Here is a 21,666-nt window from a genome sequence, read left to right on the forward strand (position 1 = left end):
TAACTTTTATGTGTCAGCGAATGCTGACTAAATTAAAAGGCACGGGTGAATACCCGCGCCATCGTTACGCAACTACCTTCCCTTTTTTTAAATATTGCCGTTTGTATTCCAGCGGAGTGAGGCCCGTCACTTTTTTGAAGTGGCGGTAGAAATTGGAGACGTTATTAAACCCACAGTCGAAGCAGATGATCTCGGTGGGCGTTTTATCTTCAATCAACGCCCGACAGGCGTGACTAATCCGGATCTCAATCAGGAAATCGTAGTACGTCTTGTTCGTCATTAATTTGAAATACCGGCAAAAGGACGTAACACTCAGATTACTGATGGCCGAGATCTCCTCCAGTGTAATTTCCTTTTTATAATTCTCTAGTGTATAGCTGCACACATTGTTCAGGCGCAGGGTATCCGTTTCGTTAGACTGATAAAATACCGCGCGTCCATTCACAATTATATCGTATTCATCTGTTTCGGAGAGCAGCTTCAGAATAGACAGGAGGATGATTAATTTATCGAGGTTTGTGGCATCGATTGCTTTGCGCATTAATTCGGCCAGTTTGGCGTTGGTCTGGCCATTGATAACCATACCACTTTTGGCCTTTTCGTAGAGCTTTGGAATCAGATAAGCTTCGGGTAATTTTAATAGATGATCGCCCAGACAGTCGGGTAAAAACTGAATGACAATCACCTCAATATTGAGATCGGGGTCATTGTGGAAATATTCTTCATTACTGCGCCAGGTATGGGGCAGATTCTCGCCAACCAGCACGATCTCGCCAGGCGAAAAGTTGCTGATTTTATCGCCAATAAACCGGACACCTTCCCCTTTTAGAATATAGTGCAACTCCAGTTCCGGATGATAATGCCATATATTTTTAAAATGGGGCAAGATGTTGTGCCGCACCGTATACGAACTCTCCAGATTGGCCGTGACTTTTCGGAATAATGGTTTCATGGCAAGGGGCTAATCGATTCAATAAGGGTAACAGCTTATTGTTGTAGCCGAATACCAGACTGGACGTCTGCTACCTGCCAAGTGCAGCTTATCCGGTCGGATAATCGATTCAACGAGTTGCCGTCGTTTTGTTGTACGTACTTAATTTGTATAGTATATAAGCATAACCAGTGCTCTGCCTACTGACTATGCTTTCGACTCCAATCGGGCCAATATCCTCTATTCAGGCCTGTAGAGGCCATTAGGCCATCAACACACAAACCTAAACGAAATATCGTAGATAAGTCATATTTATTCTATGATAATTTCCTATAATAAATTGGCAAAAAAATGCAGTTCTTGCCCGTAAACGTCCTATATTTTTGTATCATGTTATAGAAAAGTATTGTTTAATCATGCTTTTGTCTGCTTTTGAGGCTCTCTTAGTGGCAGTTTTTAGCCTTCGTGAGTATGGCCAGTTAAGTAGTCGACAAACCGTTAAAAAGAACCTGTTTAACCCATTTGTCAATGGTCAGTATCCTGAAAAAACTCTTGCTTAGCGGCCTCCTGATGCTCATGGTGGTGGTGTCTACAGTAGGGCAAGATCAGACAATAGAAAGCAAAGAAGCGGCTTATGCACGAGTCGTTACCGAACGGGCGGCAAAGATTGTGGCAACGTTGGGGTTGACCAATTCGCAGGTAGCCGAGCGCGTGAAAACGGAAATCGCGCAACAGTATCTAAGCCTGAATGACATTCAGGAAAACCGGAAAGAAGCGCTGGCTAAATTGACTGAGCCAGTCCAGAAAGAAGCACTTGAGACTGAAACCGCCACTAAGCTAACGGCACTGCACAAAGACTACCTGACTAAGCTTTCCCATGATTTGACGACGCAGCAAGTTGACATGGTGAAAGACGGAATGACCTACGGGGTGTTGCCGATTACCTATAAAGGCTATCAGGCCATGTTGCCCGATTTAACCGACGCTCAGAAAACACAAATCCTGGCCTATTTGACCGAAGCACGCGAGCGGGCAATGGACGAAGGGACATCGGAGAAAAAGCACGCCATGTTTGGCAAGTATAAAGGGCGAATCAATAATTACCTGTCGGCTGCCGGAATCGATATGAAAAAGGCGAGCAAAGAATGGGAAGAACGAATTGCCAAAGAAAAAGAAGCCGGAAAATCGAAAGAATGAATTAGGAAATGGATTCTCTTGATTCTGAGATTCTACGGATGCTGGTTATAGGAATTTGGCCTACGTAGAATCAATAGCATCTATAGAATCCAACAAGAATCCCACTTAAAAATTGCCATCCTGCTTAATACCAATCTTATCCTTAATCACACACGCATGTTATCGTCTTTACGAACACAAAAACTGCTCACCGGTGCTGTAAAACTGGTCTGTGCGCTACTTCTGGGAGGGGTAACGGAGGAGGTTTACGCCGAAAAGGGAAATCGCCTGCTCGGAATCGTGGCTCCAACAAAAGCCCCGCTGGAAAATATTACCGGGACCGTTAAAGACGGTAAAGGTGAGCCGTTGCCGGGCGTAAACGTTTTGATTAAGGGAACCAAAACCGGAACAATTACAGACATAAAAGGGATGTTTCGCCTGAACCTTCCCACCGGAAACGAAACCCTGATTTTCAGCTACATTGGCTTCAAAACACAGGAGGTTCCAGTTGGTGGTAAGAATGGCTTGACGGTGCAGCTCGAAGAGGATGCCGCTGCCCTGGGCGAAGTGGTGGTGGTTGGCTACGGTACGCAGAAAAAAGCCAGCCTAACTGGGGCAGTGGCTACGGTTGATATGAAGTCAGTTCAGGATCTTCCGGTGAATAACCTGTCGGCGGTTTTGGCGGGGCAACTGCCGGGTGTTGGGGTTACAGGTGGTACCAGCCGACCCGGCGATAATGCCGTGATTACGGTTCGGAACCCAATTATTTTGTCGAAAGATGGAGGAACGCTGCAACCGCTCTATGTTATTGACAACGTTGTCCGGTCAGCCGACGATTTCAATGCACTTGATGTATCGGAGGTAGATCAGATTTCGGTTCTGAAAGATGCCGCTGCCGCTATTTATGGCGCTCGCTCCAACCAGGGTGTCATTGTCGTAGCCACCAAGCGTGGAAAAGTGGGAGCGCCAAAGTTTAGTTATAGCGGCTCAACCGGTATTTCGGATGCTACGTTGCCCACGATGATGAATGGGGTACAGCAGGCTACTTACCTGAACGACATGAACTATGCCGCTGGTAAACTGGCTACCGATCCCCTCATTTATACACCTGACGAACTAGCGTACTTTAAAGATCATAATACGGACTGGCTTCGTACAGCCTGGAAACCTTCGACGGTTCAACGGCACGCTCTGAATGTGAGCGGTGGTAACGAGAAGGCGACCTATTTCGCTGGGGTTTCGTACAATGCGCAGGACGCCAACTTCGATAACATCAATAATAGCAAATGGACGTTCCGGGCCAGCGCCGATATGCAGGTGACCAAGGGCCTGAAAGCGGCTATCTCCTTAAGTAGCTACCTCGGTAACAAGAAAATGTATTTCCTGAAACAAGGGGGCGAAAATCCAGAAAACGACATGAAGAGTCTGCTTTACACGTCGCAGTTTAATCCGCCTTACGTGAATGGGCTGCCGGTTTTACTCTCAAATTCGAGCAACACCAACACCATCGATGCCTTTAACTTCTTCGAGGTTCAGAATTCGAACAACTATACACAAACCAAAACAACAGGCTTCAACGTAACGGCCAATCTGGAATACGCCATTCCGGGGGTAAAAGGTCTGAAAGCCCGTGTACTTTACAGTCGCACGTTCGATAACAGCTTTGGTAAACAGTACGGTACAAAATACAATGTGTATAGTTTCTCGATGCTGGGCGACCACAAACACATTTACGGTGGTGATGTAATCAAAACAACCCTGCTGAATAATGGCGATCGGGTTCGGATCAATCCCGGCTACATTGATGCCTATCAGTTCAATGGGTACCTGAATTACGATCGTCAGTTTGGGAAACATCAGATAACGGCCATCGCCTTCTTCGAGCAGGCCGAAACGCACGCCGATCAGGTAGCGGCAATGGCCGAAGGGGTTATTGTTGATGGGCTGGACAACATGCGTTATGCAACAGGCACGCAGACAACCTCAGAAACCGAAACGGAGACAGGCTTTCTGTCGTACGCCGGTCGTATTAACTACAGCTATGCGAATAAGTACCTGTTCGAAAGCGCCATTCGCTACGATGCGTCGACCAATTTCGCACCTGAATATCGCTGGGGCTTGTTCCCTTCGTTCTCGGCGGGTTGGGTAATTTCGGAGGAGCCTTTCTTCAAAAATAATGTTCGCGGAATCGACTACCTGAAACTGCGCGGTTCGATTGGTTTCATGGGGGCGATGCCACCAAGCGCGGCAATGTAAGTCTGGACAAGGCGTATACAGACTACTTTACGATTACGTTCAAGCAATTGGATACGAAGTATGATGTCGCCTGGAAACCAGAGTATTATTTCTTCGCTATTCCACAAACGGCTATCGATAACAACCCCAAACTGATTCAGAATAACACCTGGGGCGGTGCTTTCGACCCATTGAAATAAGTACAGGTTAAGCGGATTGTTTTCACCCTGCTTATTTGTGTAGTTACTACTAACGTGAGCAGGGTTGATTTTTATGCCAGTGGCGGTTTCCCTCGTAGCCACGGCCGGGGTAAATGCTGCATTTATTTTACAGCTCCCTTTCGCAATGATGATTTTCGGGCCATCAGACTCGTTTTCAATACGTTACTGATTGGCGTTGTGTATTTGCCCGGATTTTTGATCAGGTTAATTAATAGTTCGGCGGCAGAACGGCCCATTTCGAACGCAGGCTGCGACACCGAACTGAGGGGTGGATTCAACAGGGCAGAGATCGGCAAATCCGAAAACCCAATCAAGGCGATTTCGTCGGGCATCGATAAGCCTGCTTCCACAATAGCGGCATGACAGCCAATGGCAATGTTGTCGCTGGAGGCAAAAATCCCATCAGGCCGGTCCGGTTTGGCCAATAATGTACGGGCAACCTCCAATGAATTATTGGCATTGTAGGGCGACGCCATTACCCAGTCATCGTTAATGGGTTTTCCATAATCCAGCAAAGCAGCCCGATAGCCATGCAATCGCCGTCGGCTGATTAGCAGGTGTTCCGGTCCTGAAAGATGAGCAATACGCTCACAACCCTGTTTTATCAGATGTTCGGTAGCCATGTAAGCGCCTTCAAAATCATCGACCAGTACCTTGTGCGTATCGATTTCTTCGCAGATTCGGTCAAAAAAGACGATAGGAAATCCGCGCTCATGCAAGCTTTTGAAATGTGAATAATCTTTCGTTTCTGTGGCAATTGATACTAAAAGTCCATCCTTTTTTCGATTGGCAATGTGTTTTACATTCAACACCTCCCGCTCGTAATCTTCATGACTTTGGTAAATCACAACGTGATAGCCCTGCGCAAAGGCAACATCTTCAATACCCGCAATAGCGATAGCAAAGAAGGGATTGGAGATTTCCGGCACAATTACACCAATATCGTGACTCTGGCTGTTAAGTAGGCTCAAGGCCACCGGATTAGGGTTATAGTCCAGCTGATGAGCCAGTTCTAACACCTTTCTTTTCGTCTCAATACCAATCTCCGAACTGTCCCGCAACGCCCTCGACACCGTTGATGTCGAGATATTTAACGCCAGTGCAATATCTTTTATAGTTGTGGTTTTCATTCGCCTAATAATTATCCCTACCCAAGCGATTACAGCTTAATGGCTACATTTTCAAAGCGCCAGCCTGGCTACCCATACTACTATTTCGGCCTGGAAAAATCAGTAGCTGTCGTTAGGGTTTATAAATAATTTATATTCAACCCTTTGAGTTAATCGCTACGAATATATTGATGCAGCCACTAATCACCAACGACGCAATTATTTTAGGCATTTTTCTAGTTGTACTGACCCTGATTTTCAAAACATCGCAGTCGGCCCACCCCTTCTGGGTTCGGGCCTACACCTATGTTCCGGCCTTGCTGCTGTGTTACATTTTTCCGGCTACGATGAATAGCTTAGGCATTATTTCGGGCGAGCAATCAAGTCTTTATAAATTGTCAACAAACTACCTGTTGCCTGCCGCTTTAGTATTACTCACCTCCACTGCCGACTTGCGTTCGATTATGCGACTGGGCAAAAAAGCGCTGATCACGTTCTTATCTGGAACGATAGGAATTATCGTAGGAGCCCCAATCGCTTTCGTTATAGTCATGTGGCTGATACCCGGATTTCGGGAGCAAGCCATTGCCAACGAATACTGGAAGGGCCTGGTAACCATTTCGGGGAGCTGGATTGGCGGCAGCAGCAGTCAGTTGGCCTTGAAGGAGATTTATGGATGCAGCGAAGCGTTGTTTGCCATTATTCTGGTCGTCGACGCGGTTGTATCAACGAGTTGGACGGCCTGCCTAATTTGGGGAGCTGCTTATCGGGATAAAATTGATGAGTGGCTCCACGCCGATAACAGCTCCATTGAGGAAGTAAAACAGCGAATTCTGGCTTATAAAGAAGAAGCCGATCGGCCAGCCAATTTACTGGATTTAAGCACGATTCTGGCACTAGGTTTCGGGGGTGGAGCCTTGGCACACGCTCTGGCCTACGGAATATCAACCACTTTGCAACCATACAAGGCGTCATTAACCGCCTACGGTTTAGACCCATTCACGTCTAATTTTCTTTGGGTCGTTATTCTGTCAACGTCGCTTGGCATCATTCTCTCATTCACCCCATTGCGCAAACTCGAAAAACTCGGCACCACCGATCTGGCTACGTTATTTGTCTACTTCCTGATTATGACCATCGGCATGCGGCTCGACCTCTCCAACCTGGGCGGGAATATGGGCTTGTTCTTAGTGGCAGTTATCTGGATGCTTATTCACGTTCTGTTTATGTTAGTGACGGCTCGCATGATCAAAGCGCCCTATTTCTTTGTGGCAGTTGGGAGTCAGGCAAACATTGGTGGCGTATCGACAGCGCCAGCTGTAGCCTCGGTTTTCCATCCGGCCCTGGCTCCCGTAGGTGTATTGCTGGCAGTGCTGAGCCACGTATTAGGCGTATATGGTGGGTTGATTACGGGCTGGCTGATGCGTTTGATGATGTAGCATATGTATTTAGTTCAGTAGCTTGTTTGTCCGTAGATTTCTAGTACTCGTCCAATGTAGTCTCTCGGAACAGCTTTAGCCCGCACTAGTGTACCGTGTCCGACGCTCACGCAGTAGATTCTTCTTGATGCCAAATCCCGGCTATGATTCTAGCCGGGATTTTTTATGGTTACCTACCGATTAGTTACTATTCTATAAAAATTACGCTTAATATGTTTACTAAATTTTATTAATATTAACTTGCGATCTGAAAATGGCTTTTCCATTGCGGAGAGGCACTTTTTGTCATCGTAACTCATGCTTTATGAAACTTAAAATACTAGCCTTGCTGGCTTTCGGCGGCTTCGTGCTTTTAGGTAACTACCTCATCCAAACATTTCGTTTTAAAAGCGATTGTCCCAAATGTGGCAATCCACATCCTGATCGTGCTCGGCGTCCCCAAATACTCCGACGACTTCCTTATCGAGCCTATCACTGTACTGCCTGCGGAAAGCGCTTTTACCACATCGGTGCCGATAACAATCTAACGCTCGTTTCATGAAACTCTTCATTCGAATCTTGAGCGGGCTTTTTCTGCTTGTCGCTCTCATATTAATCATTTTTTGCGTCTATTCGCTCTATACGCATAAGAGTCCTCTTTTTAGTGGTGGCAGTTTTGTCGCTTCGCTCTGCTGCACAACACTGGGCCTGTTAACGTCAACTAAATCTGCTTAAAGCCATTGAGGGAAAATAGTTGCGTAGCCTCTAAACCAGATTGCTTGGAGGATACGTGATTATTAGCTGAAACCTTATTCGCTGTTTAGGGAAGGTAGCTGCAGAAGGCATGGGCTTATTCTTAACCTTTCCCAAAGCTGATTCTATAAGAGGTACGCTCAACATCAGCACCGTCCTTAGCCAACTCTTCGGCTATCAACCGAGTGTATTGTTCGGCTAGACCTTGGGTCAGTTTACTCAATATCGCCTGATCAACTTCAATTGTAAATTTCAGCGTTAATTCGACCTGATTGATGTCCATAAAACAACAGTTTAAGGTTTTCTGAAATGGATTACTGAGTTCATTTGTCGTACTCGGTTGCGTTAAAGTAACGACATCCAGACTAAACACCAACTGAAGCAATTCAAAATCTTTTATTAGGACTTTTGCTGAACGCTGGTTCAACGCCGTACCACGGTTAGGGAAGACATCACGGTGAATCGTAACACAGTTTGGAGCCGGCATTCAGCGGAATCCCTTGTAGATAAGCCTGATTTTTTTACCTAATGTCAATTGGCAGTCACAATGTCCTGTTATCTTATAAAGCATTAATCGGCTTATAGCCAGACTTTAATCGCTAAAAGGATAATTCCTTTGGATGATAATATGTGGTCGATCTAATATAAACGATAAGCCTTTGTTTATCATTGATTAAAAGGAGTAAATATCAGATATACAGTATTTTGTTGCAAAATAAATTCATGGTGTTTTTTGGGTCATTCGTGCTGAAAAATGGGGTTTTGGCAGGGTTTTGGTAAGATTTTGTACAATCCAACTAATTCTCAATATGTCCTCTCCCAAAAATGTACACTTAGTGAAAGAATACATCAAAACGTTCATTGCAACGGACGTAGTCTTTCCCGGTACTCCACCCCGAAAATGGGGTGTTGAGTTCAGTCGATCCGAGTTGAATGCTATTTACTCGGGACTAAAATTTGTGATTCGAAAGGCTCATCCGCTTCAGGATAGGGCTATGATTTCCGCCTTCGAAGAAATCCATGAGTCGGTTCCAATGGATTTGCACTGGTTTTTGTATGATTACTGGCGCGAAGTAGTTTTCATTCTGGACCTCTATCCTGATTTAGGCGACAGTTATCCAACTACTTATAGTACTAAACTACCCTATCAGGGTTGGCATTGGTATCAGCCTGCCTAATAATTGCAGAGCGCCAGAAAGGTTAAAAAACTTGCCTTGTGGTACCCGAAGTTTGACATAAACTCAACAGAAAAGCTCCTTCCATTGGTTGGGGCTTTTCTGTTGAGTGTCCTTACTATTTTTCGACTAATGATGCTGGAACTGCTTACGTGCTCTCCTAGACAAAAGGCGTTCTTACTAGTACTCTTCCAATTTAGATTCTGGAGATTCTCGAGTTCGCCCGCGCGGTTGATTCTAATTGATGGTTTAGCTATTGATTATCAGTAGAATGTCCGCAATAGAATCCGATAGAATCAATAGAATCTAGTTTGGTAAAGTACTAGTCGATTTATGGCAGCAGCAAACGCTGGTTTTGACAGGCTATATAGAGTTAACTTGTCGACCTTATCTAATAGGGTAACCATTCATCTTTACCAGATGAACCTGATGAGAAGACCATGAATTTCATCACCTTTGGCGCTGGGGACAATTACTGATCGGGGATAGCCTGTTTGCTGAAAAATGCTGTATTAAGTATTGCTAACGATCATCAGGCCTGTTTTATGACAATTACAACTGTTGGAAATGACGTGTCTGGCAAGTTTTTTTCTTAGAGGATATTAACTTCAATCTTGCTCTTTGTAAATAAAATCCGCTATTTCGTGAATAAAAATATTCTATTCACAAAAAAATATTGACTATTTAGCTGACTTTTTACTTCGTATGACCGAATAATAGATTTTGAGCTATCAAACTACGATTTTGGCAAGATTATGGTCATTTGTTGATTAACCCATTTACTACTATACATGGAACGGCATATCAACGTTGATCTACTGAAAGAGTACATTAGAACACTCATGTCTCCACAGATTGTACTACCCGGAATCTTACCTCGCGGGTGGGGAGAAGAATTCACCAGGCCTGAATTGCAGACAATCCAGTATACCCTAAAATTTGTACTTCAGACTGGATTCATTCTGCAAAACACAAAAGTACTGGTTGATGCATTGGAACAGTTTGAAAAAACTGATTTGCCGCTACACTGGTTCTTATATCTGCATTGGGAAACCATTGTGCCATTATTGGTAAAAAGCCCATTGCATACACCTATTCGAAAAGCATCGCTTCAGTATGCGTTAAATTGATATTTGCTTGTCGGCAAAGCTCCCCATTTCTTAGGGTTTATTTGTGGCCTTAACACACAAACTTACGCTACTCACCATCCAATTAGGGGCATTCACAACATTTGAACAGCAGACTGTGAATCGGTTTGTAGCTTTGAAAAAGTTCAAGCGACCTTCCTCTTTGTTACTCAAAAGCTTCGACCGTAAGGAAGAGGCTTTTGCCGTTTTTAACAACTGCGCTGTTCAGACAAAATCACTGTAGTTGTCAATGGAGTGGTTTACTGTCCTGACTTCTGCTTATACACGCTTGATATATCTTCTCTTACGTTTAGGAGCCATTCCGTGTTGCTCAACTTGTAATACGGGAAATTTCCCCCAAAAAAAGGGTATTTTTCCCGTGGTAGACCAAGTGTGAGCGGTAGATTTTTGTGGCTCTCATCCCCCAGGTACCACTATGGACCTTGCCTATCATTTAGTGGCTTCTCTTTGTCTTAAGTTCGCTGCATTAAGAGATCAATTCAATCAATGTGATTTAATCGATCAGGCAATTCGCTTCAACTTCAAAAACGTTCTGGAGCAAATGGCAAATGCTAGATACCTATCTCTTCACTGGCAAGGTTTGTTTTAATGAGTAACGACTAAGGGGGTTCATTTCCTGAACTGACAGAAAAAGCGCTGGAAGCCAGAGGAACATAGTGTGCATGCAACGTTCGGTTTGGCCGATACTTTACCAGAATCTCAGATGTATTTATCCCTCCCAATCACATAAACACTCACTCAGTAAGTATGGAAAGTCCTCCCAAGAACCGTACTCAAACAATTCAGCGAATTGTAATTGCTTTAGAAGATGAAATCAATGACTTTGGCTGGCAAGGCGTAGTCCTGAATCGAATTGCTCAACGAGCTGGTGTTAGTAAAACACTTATCTACCGTTATTTTGGCAGCGTGGAAGGCCTTATAGTGCATTATCTGAAAACGGATCAATTCTTTCCGACATTTACGCCCCAGGTTCTTGACCATATTCGTCCCCTGAAAAAATCAGAATTAGCCGGGATTTGGTATCGACAGGTCATTCAAACCTATCGCTCTTTACGATCCTCTGGACCAGCGCGGGAGTTACTCAAAGCCACGCTTTCAGACTCTAATCCAAGGGCTGATGTCATTAGCCAAACGGTGGATGAAGAACTCACGCGATTAGTGGACCAACTTTCTTTTGTGCAGGGGGCTGATAGTCAGGCTATATCAGCAGTCATGCTGGCTGGCATGTCTTATTTAACCATCATGGCTCAAAATAATAGCTCAGTAATTGGCCTTGATCTGCGAAATGAACAGGATTGGAATCGGATCGAAGAGGCCGTTAAACTGCTCTATACCGCGATTAACAAGTTATCGATGGATTCGGATAAAATAACGTTAGACAGTCAAGTGCTGAATGCCGTTGAAGATCAGTGGGCCTAATGCCTACCGACAGGTAATTTTCGATTTTTACCGCAATTGGTATATGATAACAAGGGCGCTAACTTCAGATAAGTTAGCGCCCTTGTTGTTAGTCGAGTTGAGCTGCCTGAGGGCAATTTGAGAGTGGATAAAGCCTTAAAGACCTACCGTCCATCTTTATCATCGTTACTGATTTTCTTGCCTTTCTTGCCGCCATTCGCACTCATCTGCCCAAATCGCCATTCAAAGGTGAGCCGCACCGAACGACGAATCATGTAAAAATTAGATTCCGATTCAAAGGTTGGCGCTGATTGCCGACTGGTTTGGCTTATACCCCGAATGAAGGGATTATTCAATCCTAATGTCAGGCTAGCCTGCTTGTTCATGAATTCCCGTTTGGCAGATATACTGTGCCAGTAAAAGCCAGTATTGGTGCCCTGTAAGCTAATCCAGCCAGAGCTATAATTGCCATTTGCCTGTAGCGTATAACTTTGACCGAGCTTGTAGCTGGTGTTCATATTGATACTCCAGACCACACCATTATTGCCCTGATTTAAGGCTGGACTAAACAGATCCACGTAGCGAATATCGCCACCGCCATTCAGGTTCCAGTTTTTAACTGGTTGACTGCTTAGATTGACATTTAGCCCCATGGCTTTACGCTGGGCAATGTTTTGCGGCTTACTGGTCGAAATTCCGGCGGCATCAACCGTTGAAATGTAATCAATCGCATTGTTGGTTTGTCGCCAGTACAGTGCTGAGTTCAGGGAAAGCCCCTGCTTGGTACTGACATTGTACGACAGTTCGGTGGCGTGACTTAGTTCGGGATTAAGGTAGGGATTCCCTGTCTGGATATTTTTTGGATCACTTTGATTGAGCCAGGGATTTAAATACCAGACCATTGGTCGCTGTATCCGTTGGGTATAACTGATCTTCAAGGTGTGCGTCTTGATGCTTTTGGATAAGGTAATGCTCGGAATCAGGTTTGTGTATTGGCTAGCCAATTTGGTTTGCGTCGTTAGAAAATCACCCTTGATATCCGTGTGTTCAAAACGGGCTCCGGCATTCAGATTCCACTTCCGCTTGGTGTCGATCCGTAAGGCGGTATAGCCTGAATAGATCCGTTGGGTATAATTAAAATCGTTCGATTGGGTGGAGTCGACTATTAACGGGCTTATCCCATCCATCGACTGCGTAAGCCGATATTCACTGCTAATGTCGCGCAGGATGCCCTTAGCCCCGATTTCAAGCTTGATAGAGGTGGTATCCTTTCGCCCATTTACCGTAAACGGATGGGTATAGTCGGTTTGGAACGTATATTCTTTGTTCTGGCTATAGTTGCTGCTATGCTGACGATAAATCAGCGACTCCGAAGTTGAATACCGATCAGTGTCGTAAAAATAGTTATCGGGCATCAGGCTGAATTGGGTTAACAGGGAAAACTCCTGCCCCGGCTTTTTAAACGATTTGGTATAGCCCAGATCAAGCTGGCCATTGCCATAAGGGTTCACAAATTTAATGTCGTTCCGAAACGCTTGCAGTTCAACTCCCGTCGGGCTCGTGAGCCGATTCTGTACGCTACTGTTATTCGGATAACGGCCTCCCCATACATTGGCGGCAAAGTTGATGTGATTAGTGGAGTCTGGATCGTAATCAACGCTCATTTCGCCGTAACCACCTGTTCCTGTATTGTCGGCTGCGCTGTTTTGGGTGAGGATACTCAGCGGTTGGCTTGGTCCGTCGCTACTGGGCATTAATGTTGTCCGGACAGATTGGCTTTCGCGTTGATTGCGAAATTGATAGCCATTGGCCGAGAGCGTCAGACCGAATTTCTTTTTCCTCAAATTTAGATTGGTCCCCACGCCCCGGTTTAAATTACCGGCCGTTACCGATGCCGATCCATTGAACCCCTGAAGCGCTTTCTTCGTAATAATGTTGATCACCCCAGCCGAACCTTCGGCATCGTACTTAGCGCCTGGGCTGGTAATCACTTCAATCGATTTAATGACATTCGCAGGCATCTGACGTAGCGCGTCGGCCAGATTTCGCGCCATCATTGCTGATGGTTTTCCGTTAATAAGCACCTTAATGTTGCCATTGCCGCGCATCTGAACATTCCCATCTAAATCAACGCTCAGGGTTGGTACTTTTCGAAGAACATCGGCGGCTGTGCCTCCTGCATTCGAAATGTCTTTTTCGGCATTGTAGACCAACCGGTCACCTTTGTCTTCAACAATAGCTTTTTGGCCAGCTACGGTTACTTCGCCCAACGTTTTTCCCTCGGCAGCAATCAGAATAGAGCCTAGTTGTACAGATGGAGTCTCCGCCGTGAGTGAAACCGGAAGGCTTTTGGTTCGGTACCCTACAAACGATACAACAACCCGGTAACTACCCAAGGGTAAATTAGATAATAGGAAAGTGCCTGCACCATCGGAAGTAGTACCCGTAATCAGTTTCGTGCCATCCATAAGGGCCACTGTGGCGAAAGGAACGGCTTTTGTTGTTGTTGAATCGGTTAATGAGCCAGTGAGCTTTCCGGAATTAAGCGCTTGAGCAAGGGCACTAGCCATCCCAACGCCAAGCAAGAGCAGCGTGAAAATATGTTTCATTGAAAAGTAAAGTCAGTAGGAGGAACTTGTTAGAATTGAGCAGCTATAGAAGCAGAGGTTAAATTTGGATAAGTAACGGAGAGCGTAATCCGGTTTTGCGCTGGCCCGTTAATTCTGAATTAAAGATGGAAGTTCGCCTACGTATGTTGCATCCTTCGTTAAAATAAGTTGCCAATCGCTCTATTTTTTGTTGAGACGATGGCTCGATCGTAACGACAAGCATGCTCCCTAAGCGTACTTCTATGACAAAGACGACTGAACGCGCCCGGCGTTACAGAATTCTTGTAAATTTTATTCAGGACTTTTGAACAGGTCGCTACCTATCTTAATTCCGATTTATTCTCAACTTAAACTGACAAGCATAAACGGGTGAGAAGAAGACCTTTACAGGCGAAATAAGCCCCTTTTTCTATGTCGAAAGTTGATCCCCGTATTCTATTAGTGACGACTTATGCCGCTTTTAATGCGCGCGCCATTGATGAAGTTCTTGCCAATATGCATCCCGATGTAGATTGGCCAAATGGCTGGGAGGGTGGCCGCGTAATTGGCCACGAGGCTGTGCGCGATTACTGGACCCGTCAATGGGCAGAAATAAACCCGCGGGTCGAACCGGTACATTGCGAAACCGATCCAACGGGGCAGGTTGTTGTTGATGTCCATCAGGTTATTAAAGATTTATCAGGAACGCTTTTGGGTGATGAGATGATACAACACGTCTACCAAATTGACGATGGGTTGATCCGCCGAATGGATATCAGGAAGGTTTGAAAATAAGTTGTACACCGAAGTGATACTTCAGTGAGCCGTCAGGCTAAGTTATTTATTGCGTATATAACATCTCTGACATAGTCTAACTAGCCCTGTAAGGGCGTCCTGTCAATAGTTATTGTCGTTTAGTAAGAGCCCGAAGCGCCGTAGGTGCGACCTAATTCTTGGTACATGGGTCGCACCTACGGCGCTTGAGGTTATGGCCAATCCTCTGTTTTCTATTAACAGGTCACTCCTAACGGAGTTTCAAACATGCTCAAAAAGATATGTATACTGTATGCTAAGTTATAGCACAGCTCGTTGGCTGCTATGGCGACCGCACTGAGTCTCGCTTTGGTGTACAACAAGCAGCTCATCTAGTTTTGAATGACTGGAAATTGAGCGATTCGGAGGGTTGTGCAACCGTAGGGTACTAAAATAATCTCTTCTTGTGGTTCGGCTTTCAGGGTATAAATGGGACTAAAGGGAATTGGGCCAGTCATCTCACTGTAAAGCTGCCAGAATGGGATACGTTTGGCTGTCAGCCGAATTTCAGAGGGGGCATTGTCAAGATTCCAGGGATAACTCGCTACGGACTCTTTCTTGGTCACCTTTGCCGTTTGGGGCAGTTTCGTATCCGATACATCGATTAATCCATAATTCCAGGGAGTGGTGGGGCGCACCTCGGTATACTGATTTCCATACGCAATGGGGTCTTTATCGTTTTGTACCGTTTTCCATTCCTCGCCCATTTTTAGCGCGTAGGTCAACGGGCCACGCTCCACCGAAATGGAATTCTCGTGCCACTGGTTTTTGAAAACGTGCATGGGTAAACGTAATTCAACCACGTCACCAGACTTCCAGGTACGATTGATAACCACAATCTGATTCCCTGCCGATGTTTTAAATGGCTGGCCGTTTACCAAAACAGTCGCCTGTTTGCACCAGGCTGGAATTCGCAAGTGGAAAGGAAATTTGATCGGATTTAAGGCCTTTCCTGTCATGAGTGTAAATCGAATGCGTTCATCGAAAGGGTAGGTCGTTTCTTCCGTGAACGTCACTTCCTGGCCTCCTGCAACATAGGCTTTCACCTGGCTAGGCGAATAAACCAGAGCCGCTAAGCCTTGGTCGGTGGTGGCGTACCAAAGGCTCTGCGTAAACTTTGGCCAGCCCTGATGCATGTTGGACGTACAGCAGGGGTAACCCGTCAGCAAGCCGATACAGGCATCGGTGCCGCCGTGATTCTGATCGAAATTGCGGGTATGCCGGGTAAGCATCACCTGATTCGCCTGCTGGAAATACTGACGCTCCATGAAATCGTCGCTAACCTGAGCCGGTAACGCATTGAAGGCAATTTTCTCTAACTGATCGGCAAACGAAACATTACCCGTAATGCCTATCATACTTTCCAGACTAAACATCATTTCCACCGCCGTACACAACTCCGATCCTTGCGTAGGGTTATTGCCATGAAGTGCTTCGTCTCCGCCGTACAACCCATGCGCCATGCCGTTGTAATGACGGATGTCGGCCAGGCCCTTTGTTACGGCTTCCACATACTTAGGTTCTGTATGTTGCTGGTAGTAAATCAAGGGTTCTTTGATACCCTGAGCCAGGTTGACACAGTGAATGCTTCCGGGTTGCGAGAGCATGTCGGTATGCAGAAATCCATTTGTATAATCGAAGGTTTGTTTGTGAAGCAAATCCGCCAGTTTGAGCAGAAACGCATCGCCGGTCTGGTTGTAGAGCCAGTAAACAACCATCAGGTTATCGCCAGCCCGGTAACGTGCCCAAAACGTCCAATGATCGAGCGGAAACTTGGGTAATTGCTGTAGCTGATACTTGAAGTAGTTGGTCATCAGCTTAATAACCCGAGGGTCACCGGTAGCCGAGTGGTATTGCTTCAGAATTTTGAGCATCACCATTTTGGGCCACCAGTCCTGACAATTATCGCGTTGTAAACCGGCTTCATGCGGGTAATCTTTCAATGGCCCAAAGTAGCCATTGGGCTGCTGACTATTGATGGCCCATTCTACCCAGGGTTTTGTCTTGGCAATCAACTCTTTGTCGTCCAGTAGATAGGCCAGGGGCAACAGACCATCAATCCAATACGGTCCGCGCTCCCATTGATCGCCATCGCCACCGAGCCAGCCATTGCGCTTACCCATAACCGATGGATACAGCTCATCGAGACGCCCCGAAGCACCCTCTTTTTGCCGAATAAGCATTTCGTGCAGCCAACCCTGTGCTTTAATCGCCCCAAGTGGTAGTTCAATATATGGGTTAGGGCGAAGCGGACTTCGGTTGTTGAGATACGTTCGCGAGGGGGGGTGCCTTACTGATCGGCTGAGCTTGAGTACTCACCTGAATGGCAATCAACAGACCAATCAGACACAACAGAGATAGACGCATAAGCGGGTAAAACCAGAGTTAATTGTTTCTACTAAGAGGTATACCGAGAATCAGTAAAGCGATATAAGCAGACGATACTACTGAATGAACCTGAAAATTGGCCATACCTAAGTGGATAGTTGAATTGGCCATTTACCGAATAAAATGAGTACAATCCTGAATCATTGATATATGTCTGACCTAGAATCGTTTTAATGACCGTTCACAAGAAAAATGACTGAATAAGTTGGCTGATTTTTCAATTTGCTTATTTATGGGCGACGTGTGTTTGTGATTTTTATTTTTTGTAAATAAAGTATTGGTATGAGGGGGATCAGGATACTCGGTTGGGTAATAAGCATTTTAGTTGTTCATGCAGGACGGGCACAAGCGCCGGTTAATGGTACCGGTAGTCTCACTTCAGGTGGCAGAACCCGGACCTTTTCGTTCCACTTACCAACCAATATTCCTAAAGACAACCTTGCCCTCGTGATTGGGTATCATGGCGATGGCGGAACAGGCGCTGGTTTTCAAGCTTATGCAGGACTCGATGCCGTAGCTAATACTCAGAATTTCATTGTTGCTTACCCCGATGCTGTAAACGTTGGGGGCAGTATTCAATTCAATAAATATGCCGATACCGCTCCCGGATTTGGGAAGGCAGGCGATACAAACGGCCCCAATCCACCTGACCCGAATGCGCCTGATGATGTTCTGTTTACCTCCGATCTGATCGACTATTTCGCGCAAAAGTATCGCATCAACCGAAATCGGGTGTATGTTACCGGACATTCGGGTGGAGGCTATATGTGCTACTTTTTGAGTATGACGCTGCCTAACAAAATCGCGGCTTTTGCACCCGTTGCGGCTAGTTTGTGGGGAAATGATGCCTATTTGAACACGTACTTTTCGGCGAATACCTATATGCCTGTTCCCGTTCTGCATATCCACAGCAAAGGAGACCCTACGGTCGATCCACCGATTATTCCCTATCCAAAGACACCCGCCTATGTCTGGCCACTGTCGAATTACTCTGGTCTGAATTGTAACAACTGGAGTTCGTACACAACAACGGCCTTTAACCCCAATGTCGATTCGCTTACTTTTTGTGGGTCGGGAAAAAAGGTTGTTTTGCTCATGACGAAAGATGCTACGCATGGCTGGAGTTCACTGTTCAATGTGGCCCAAACGATCTGGAGTTTCGTGAAAGGATACCAATTAACCAGCTATCCCGAGTTTGATAATCACCTGAAAGTCGATCAGTTCGGCTACTTGCCTCTTGCTAAGAAAGTTGCCGTTATCAGTGGTCCTCAAACGGGGTACAATGCGTCTGAAACCTTTACCCCATCGAGCTATTATCAAATCCGAAAATCAAGTACGAATGCCGTTGTTTTACGGGGAGCGCCAACGGTATGGGGTGGGGGAGCAACCCACACACAATCGGGCGACAAGGCGTGGTGGTTCGATTTCTCGGCTGTTCAGGAGTCAGGTCAGTATTACGTGTACGATTCACTTCAGCGGAAGCGCTCCTACGATTTTGAGATTAGCAACACAGTATATCAGCCCGTGTTGAAGCAGGCAGCCCGCGTATTTTTTTATCAACGGAGTGGTTTCGCGAAGCAAACACCTTATGCACAGGCTCCCTGGACGGATGGCGCTGCTTTTCTGGGGACTCAACAGGATAAGGATTGTCGGCTGGTGACCAACACCGCTGCATCGACCTCGCTGGATTTACAGGGCGGCTGGTTTGATGCGGGCGATTACAACAAATATGTGCCCTTTACGTACGGCCCCCTGGTTGATATGTTGCTGGCTTATCAGGAAAATCCTGTTGCCTGGACAGATGATTTTAATATACCCGAATCGGGGAACGGAATTCCTGATTTGTTAGACGAAGTGAAATGGGAGCTAGACTGGCTGCGCCGTATGCAACAACCGAATGGTTCGTTGCTGCATAAAGTTTCGGTAACGAGCTTTAATGCAACGTCACCGCCTAGTGCCGATACGAACGTTCGACGGTATGGAGCGGCCAGTACCGATGCTACGGCTACCGGGGCCGCTGTATTTGCGCTGGCGGCCATTCAGTTCAAGTCGCTTAGTAGCCCACAGATGCAAACGTATGGTAGTACCCTACAAACGGCAGCGATCAATGCGTTCAACTGGGCGAACAGCAACCCGGCGGTTCTCTTTAACAATACAGGTTTTGAAAGTGTAGCAGCTACCTATACCGATAATGACCGTATGGCACGACGAGTAGCGGCAGCCGCTTTCCTATATGTGCTCACTGGCGATAATACGTACAAGACGTTTTTTGATGCGAATTACAGCCAGATTCACCTAATACAATGGGGTTTTGCTTTTCCATTCGAAGCCACCTATCAGGATGCGTTGCTGTATTATGCCCGTGCGCCAGGTGCCACTACCAGCGTTAAAAACGCGATTTTATCAGCTTATACGGCTAGTCTGAAAACTAATAACAGCGACAATCTCCCTAGTTATCTGAATCAATCCGATGCGTATCGGGCGTTTCTAAAAAATGATAATTACACCTGGGGAAGCAATGAAACAAAAGCCCATCAAGGCAATATGTTTTTCTCGATGAATACCTACAATCAGGATGCTGCCAACAAAACCAACTACCGAGATGCGGGCATGGGTTTTATTCATTACCTGCATGGCGTGAATCCAACGGCCTATTGTTACCTAACCAATATGAGCGCTTACGGAGGTGAATTTTCGGCTCCGACGATGTATCATTCCTGGTTTGGTGATGGAACCGTATTTGATTTTAACCCACCACCCGCCTATCTGATGGGGGGCGCCAATCCAACCTACGCGCCCGATGCGAATTACTCAGGGCCAGTTATAAGTCCACCGCAAAACCAGCCGATTCAGAAATCGTACAAAGCCTGGAATACCAGTTATCCCGAAAATTCCTGGCAACTGAATGAGCCAGCCATCTACTCACAGGGCGCTTATTTGCGACTACTCGCGCAAACAATGTGCTATACCGATATGGTTACCAGTGTTAAATCCGGAAACTGGAATGATCCCTTTACCTGGGCCTGCGGGCGAATCCCATCGAGTACAGATCGTGTGGTTATTCAACAAAATCACACCATTACGATCAACGCGACCGTAAATGCCAAAAAACTGGATTTGAAGGGGCAGATTACCTACGTAAACGGAGGCAAACTCAATTTCGGCAACTGACAAACACAACTGAAATAACGAATAGGCAGCAGATGACTATTAGCCGTGCGTAGCCGTGAGGGCAGGCGTATCGGCAACTTTGTCGACAAGATCAATTTTCGAAATAGACACAACAAGCGTTGCCAATGCATTTTTCGACCGTTCATCGACCATCATTACCCAATCCATTTTATCGACCCGGTGCGTTTTATGACCGATTGGATTATGGACCGTCGTGTTGCTGGCTTCTCGTCGGGCCAGGGTCATGTTGATAGTATCGCCTTCTTTAAACGTAGGAACAAAGCTGAAATAGCCATCGGCCACCACCTTGCTCGGTTTGTCTTCAGATGCAGATTCAAAAAAGATAATCTTCAGATTTTCGGATTGATTGGCCATGTGTTTGTAGTGAGATCAAGGGAGCTAATGTGTACCTAACCGTCAACATAGACTAAATGTTATTAGCCTGAAATCACCTTCTCTTAGCTGAAATCATGGTATACGACAAACATTGATGGGCTGTTTTTTGCAAAACAGTCGTAATCGGCGTAGTTTTGCGGCTTCAAAGACGGTCCCGTAGCTCAGCTGGATAGAGCATCTTCCTTCTAAGAAGGCGGTCATTGGTTCGAATCCAATCGGGATCACAATGGAAATCAGCTGGTTGGCTTTATTGCTGACCAGCTGATTTTGTTTAAGGGGCAATAAGTTTTAGATACTCAGATTACTACGCCTGGTGTAAAGAAATTAACCAGATTCCCATCTGGGTCCCGGAAGAGGAGTGAACGGTTTCCCCAGGGCATAGTTGTTGGGGGCTGAACCAGGCTGTCACCAATAAACGTAGCTAGACGGTTATATTCGGCGTCAACGTCATCAACGCGGAACTCAATAATAACGGACTGATTTTGAGTGGATTGGGTAACTTTGGCACCCCCAAAAAGAGCCAACGTGTTTGTACTGCCAATAGCCAAAGTTGCTGTATCAGTACGTAATTCGGCGAAATCAGCCGTGTACTGGGTCAATGGTTGACGAGTGATTTGTTGATAGAAGTCAATCAGTCGCTTGATATCGGCGGTAATAATCCGGATGGAGGAAAAATTCATGTTGTAGGAGCGTGTTTATTTATCGTCGCAAAACAAACACGCTTCACTGACAGCCTTATGTCAGTA

The 21,666-nt window shown here is 45.9% G+C and carries 20 protein-coding genes and 1 tRNA gene; 13 read left to right on the top strand and 8 right to left on the bottom strand.

All coding sequences use genetic code 11. The features are described 5' to 3' along the window. Window positions 1-64: 64 nt before the first annotated feature. The gene (locus H3H32_RS06175; RefSeq protein WP_182461806.1) at window positions 65-952 is read right to left on the bottom strand and encodes an AraC family transcriptional regulator; all 888 of its coding nucleotides are present in this window, start codon (window positions 950-952) and stop codon (window positions 65-67) included. A gap of 507 nt (window positions 953-1,459) precedes the next feature. Between H3H32_RS06175 and H3H32_RS06180 the strand changes: the two genes are divergently transcribed. The 3 genes from H3H32_RS06180 (at window position 1,460) to H3H32_RS06190 (ending at window position 4,542) form a co-directional block, all read left to right on the top strand. After that, the gene (locus tag H3H32_RS06180) at window positions 1,460-2,128 is read left to right on the top strand and encodes a DUF3826 domain-containing protein (protein ID WP_182461808.1); all 669 of its coding nucleotides are present in this window, start codon (window positions 1,460-1,462) and stop codon (window positions 2,126-2,128) included. 156 nt (window positions 2,129-2,284) lie between these two features. Next, a complete protein-coding gene (locus H3H32_RS06185; RefSeq protein WP_182461809.1) occupies window positions 2,285-4,363 on the top strand; it encodes a SusC/RagA family TonB-linked outer membrane protein in 2,079 nt (692 codons plus the stop codon). A 47-nt stretch (window positions 4,364-4,410) separates the two neighbouring features. Then, a complete protein-coding gene (locus H3H32_RS06190; protein WP_220472606.1) occupies window positions 4,411-4,542 on the top strand; it encodes a RagB/SusD family nutrient uptake outer membrane protein in 132 nt (43 codons plus the stop codon). Between the two features lie 122 nt (window positions 4,543-4,664). On the opposite strand, the gene H3H32_RS06195 is transcribed toward H3H32_RS06190, so the two are convergent. Next, window positions 4,665-5,693 (bottom strand): LacI family DNA-binding transcriptional regulator, encoded by a 1,029-nt coding sequence (locus H3H32_RS06195; protein WP_182461811.1) that lies wholly within the window; start codon window positions 5,691-5,693, stop codon window positions 4,665-4,667. Between the two features lie 170 nt (window positions 5,694-5,863). Here H3H32_RS06195 and H3H32_RS06200 point away from each other — a divergent pair, with 170 nt between their 5' ends. Next, window positions 5,864-7,111: a DUF819 family protein gene (locus H3H32_RS06200; RefSeq protein ID WP_182461813.1), complete on the top strand. Its 1,248-nt coding sequence runs from the start codon at window positions 5,864-5,866 to the stop codon at window positions 7,109-7,111. 304 nt (window positions 7,112-7,415) lie between these two features. Continuing rightward, a complete protein-coding gene (locus H3H32_RS06205) occupies window positions 7,416-7,652 on the top strand; it encodes a hypothetical protein (protein WP_182461815.1) in 237 nt (78 codons plus the stop codon). Between the two features lie 294 nt (window positions 7,653-7,946). On the opposite strand, the gene H3H32_RS06210 is transcribed toward H3H32_RS06205, so the two are convergent. Continuing rightward, a complete protein-coding gene (locus H3H32_RS06210; RefSeq protein WP_182461816.1) occupies window positions 7,947-8,126 on the bottom strand; it encodes a hypothetical protein in 180 nt (59 codons plus the stop codon). A gap of 526 nt (window positions 8,127-8,652) precedes the next feature. Here H3H32_RS06210 and H3H32_RS06215 point away from each other — a divergent pair. From H3H32_RS06215 to H3H32_RS06235, 5 genes are all read left to right on the top strand, one after another. Then, window positions 8,653-9,021: a hypothetical protein gene (locus H3H32_RS06215; RefSeq protein WP_182461818.1), complete on the top strand. Its 369-nt coding sequence runs from the start codon at window positions 8,653-8,655 to the stop codon at window positions 9,019-9,021. Between the two features lie 788 nt (window positions 9,022-9,809). Continuing rightward, window positions 9,810-10,148: a hypothetical protein gene (locus H3H32_RS06220; RefSeq protein ID WP_182461820.1), complete on the top strand. Its 339-nt coding sequence runs from the start codon at window positions 9,810-9,812 to the stop codon at window positions 10,146-10,148. Between the two features lie 43 nt (window positions 10,149-10,191). Further along, entirely contained in the window at window positions 10,192-10,389 is a 198-nt protein-coding gene (locus H3H32_RS06225) for a hypothetical protein (protein WP_182461822.1), read from the top strand. 192 nt (window positions 10,390-10,581) lie between these two features. After that, window positions 10,582-10,755, top strand: a complete 174-nt coding sequence (locus H3H32_RS06230) for a hypothetical protein (RefSeq protein ID WP_182461823.1) — start codon at window positions 10,582-10,584, stop codon at window positions 10,753-10,755. A 158-nt stretch (window positions 10,756-10,913) separates the two neighbouring features. Next, a complete protein-coding gene (locus H3H32_RS06235) occupies window positions 10,914-11,585 on the top strand; it encodes a TetR/AcrR family transcriptional regulator (RefSeq protein ID WP_182461825.1) in 672 nt (223 codons plus the stop codon). A 143-nt stretch (window positions 11,586-11,728) separates the two neighbouring features. Here the strand turns inward: H3H32_RS06235 and H3H32_RS06240 are convergent, their stop codons facing one another. Further along, entirely contained in the window at window positions 11,729-14,173 is a 2,445-nt protein-coding gene (locus H3H32_RS06240; RefSeq protein ID WP_182461827.1) for a TonB-dependent receptor, read from the bottom strand. Window positions 14,174-14,584: 411 nt separating this feature from the next. On the opposite strand from H3H32_RS06240, the gene H3H32_RS06245 reads away from it, so the two are divergent. Then, window positions 14,585-14,941, top strand: a complete 357-nt coding sequence (locus H3H32_RS06245; RefSeq protein ID WP_182461828.1) for a nuclear transport factor 2 family protein — start codon at window positions 14,585-14,587, stop codon at window positions 14,939-14,941. A gap of 356 nt (window positions 14,942-15,297) precedes the next feature. Here the strand turns inward: H3H32_RS06245 and H3H32_RS06250 are convergent, their stop codons facing one another. Beyond that, a complete protein-coding gene (locus tag H3H32_RS06250; RefSeq protein ID WP_220472607.1) occupies window positions 15,298-17,148 on the bottom strand; it encodes a beta-L-arabinofuranosidase domain-containing protein in 1,851 nt (616 codons plus the stop codon). A 55-nt stretch (window positions 17,149-17,203) separates the two neighbouring features. Continuing rightward, window positions 17,204-17,332 carry a hypothetical protein gene (locus H3H32_RS37785; RefSeq protein ID WP_256432974.1) on the bottom strand — a complete coding sequence of 43 codons (129 nt, stop codon included), beginning with the start codon at window positions 17,330-17,332 and terminating at the stop codon, window positions 17,204-17,206. 303 nt (window positions 17,333-17,635) lie between these two features. Here H3H32_RS37785 and H3H32_RS06255 point away from each other — a divergent pair, with 303 nt between their 5' ends. Continuing rightward, the gene (locus H3H32_RS06255) at window positions 17,636-20,524 is read left to right on the top strand and encodes a glycoside hydrolase family 9 protein (RefSeq protein WP_182461830.1); all 2,889 of its coding nucleotides are present in this window, start codon (window positions 17,636-17,638) and stop codon (window positions 20,522-20,524) included. A gap of 39 nt (window positions 20,525-20,563) precedes the next feature. Here H3H32_RS06255 and H3H32_RS06260 read toward each other — a convergent pair whose 3' ends face one another. Then, window positions 20,564-20,899: a hypothetical protein gene (locus tag H3H32_RS06260; protein ID WP_182461831.1), complete on the bottom strand. Its 336-nt coding sequence runs from the start codon at window positions 20,897-20,899 to the stop codon at window positions 20,564-20,566. 171 nt (window positions 20,900-21,070) lie between these two features. Between H3H32_RS06260 and H3H32_RS06265 the strand changes: the two genes are divergently transcribed. Next, a tRNA-Arg gene (locus H3H32_RS06265) sits at window positions 21,071-21,144 on the top strand. A gap of 72 nt (window positions 21,145-21,216) precedes the next feature. On the opposite strand, the gene H3H32_RS06270 is transcribed toward H3H32_RS06265, so the two are convergent. Then, a complete protein-coding gene (locus H3H32_RS06270; RefSeq protein WP_182461833.1) occupies window positions 21,217-21,600 on the bottom strand; it encodes a VOC family protein in 384 nt (127 codons plus the stop codon). Between the last annotated feature and the right edge of the window lie 66 nt (window positions 21,601-21,666).

The sequence above is a fragment of the Spirosoma foliorum genome (genome assembly GCF_014117325.1).
In the GTDB taxonomy this organism is placed as follows: domain Bacteria; phylum Bacteroidota; class Bacteroidia; order Cytophagales; family Spirosomataceae; genus Spirosoma; species Spirosoma foliorum.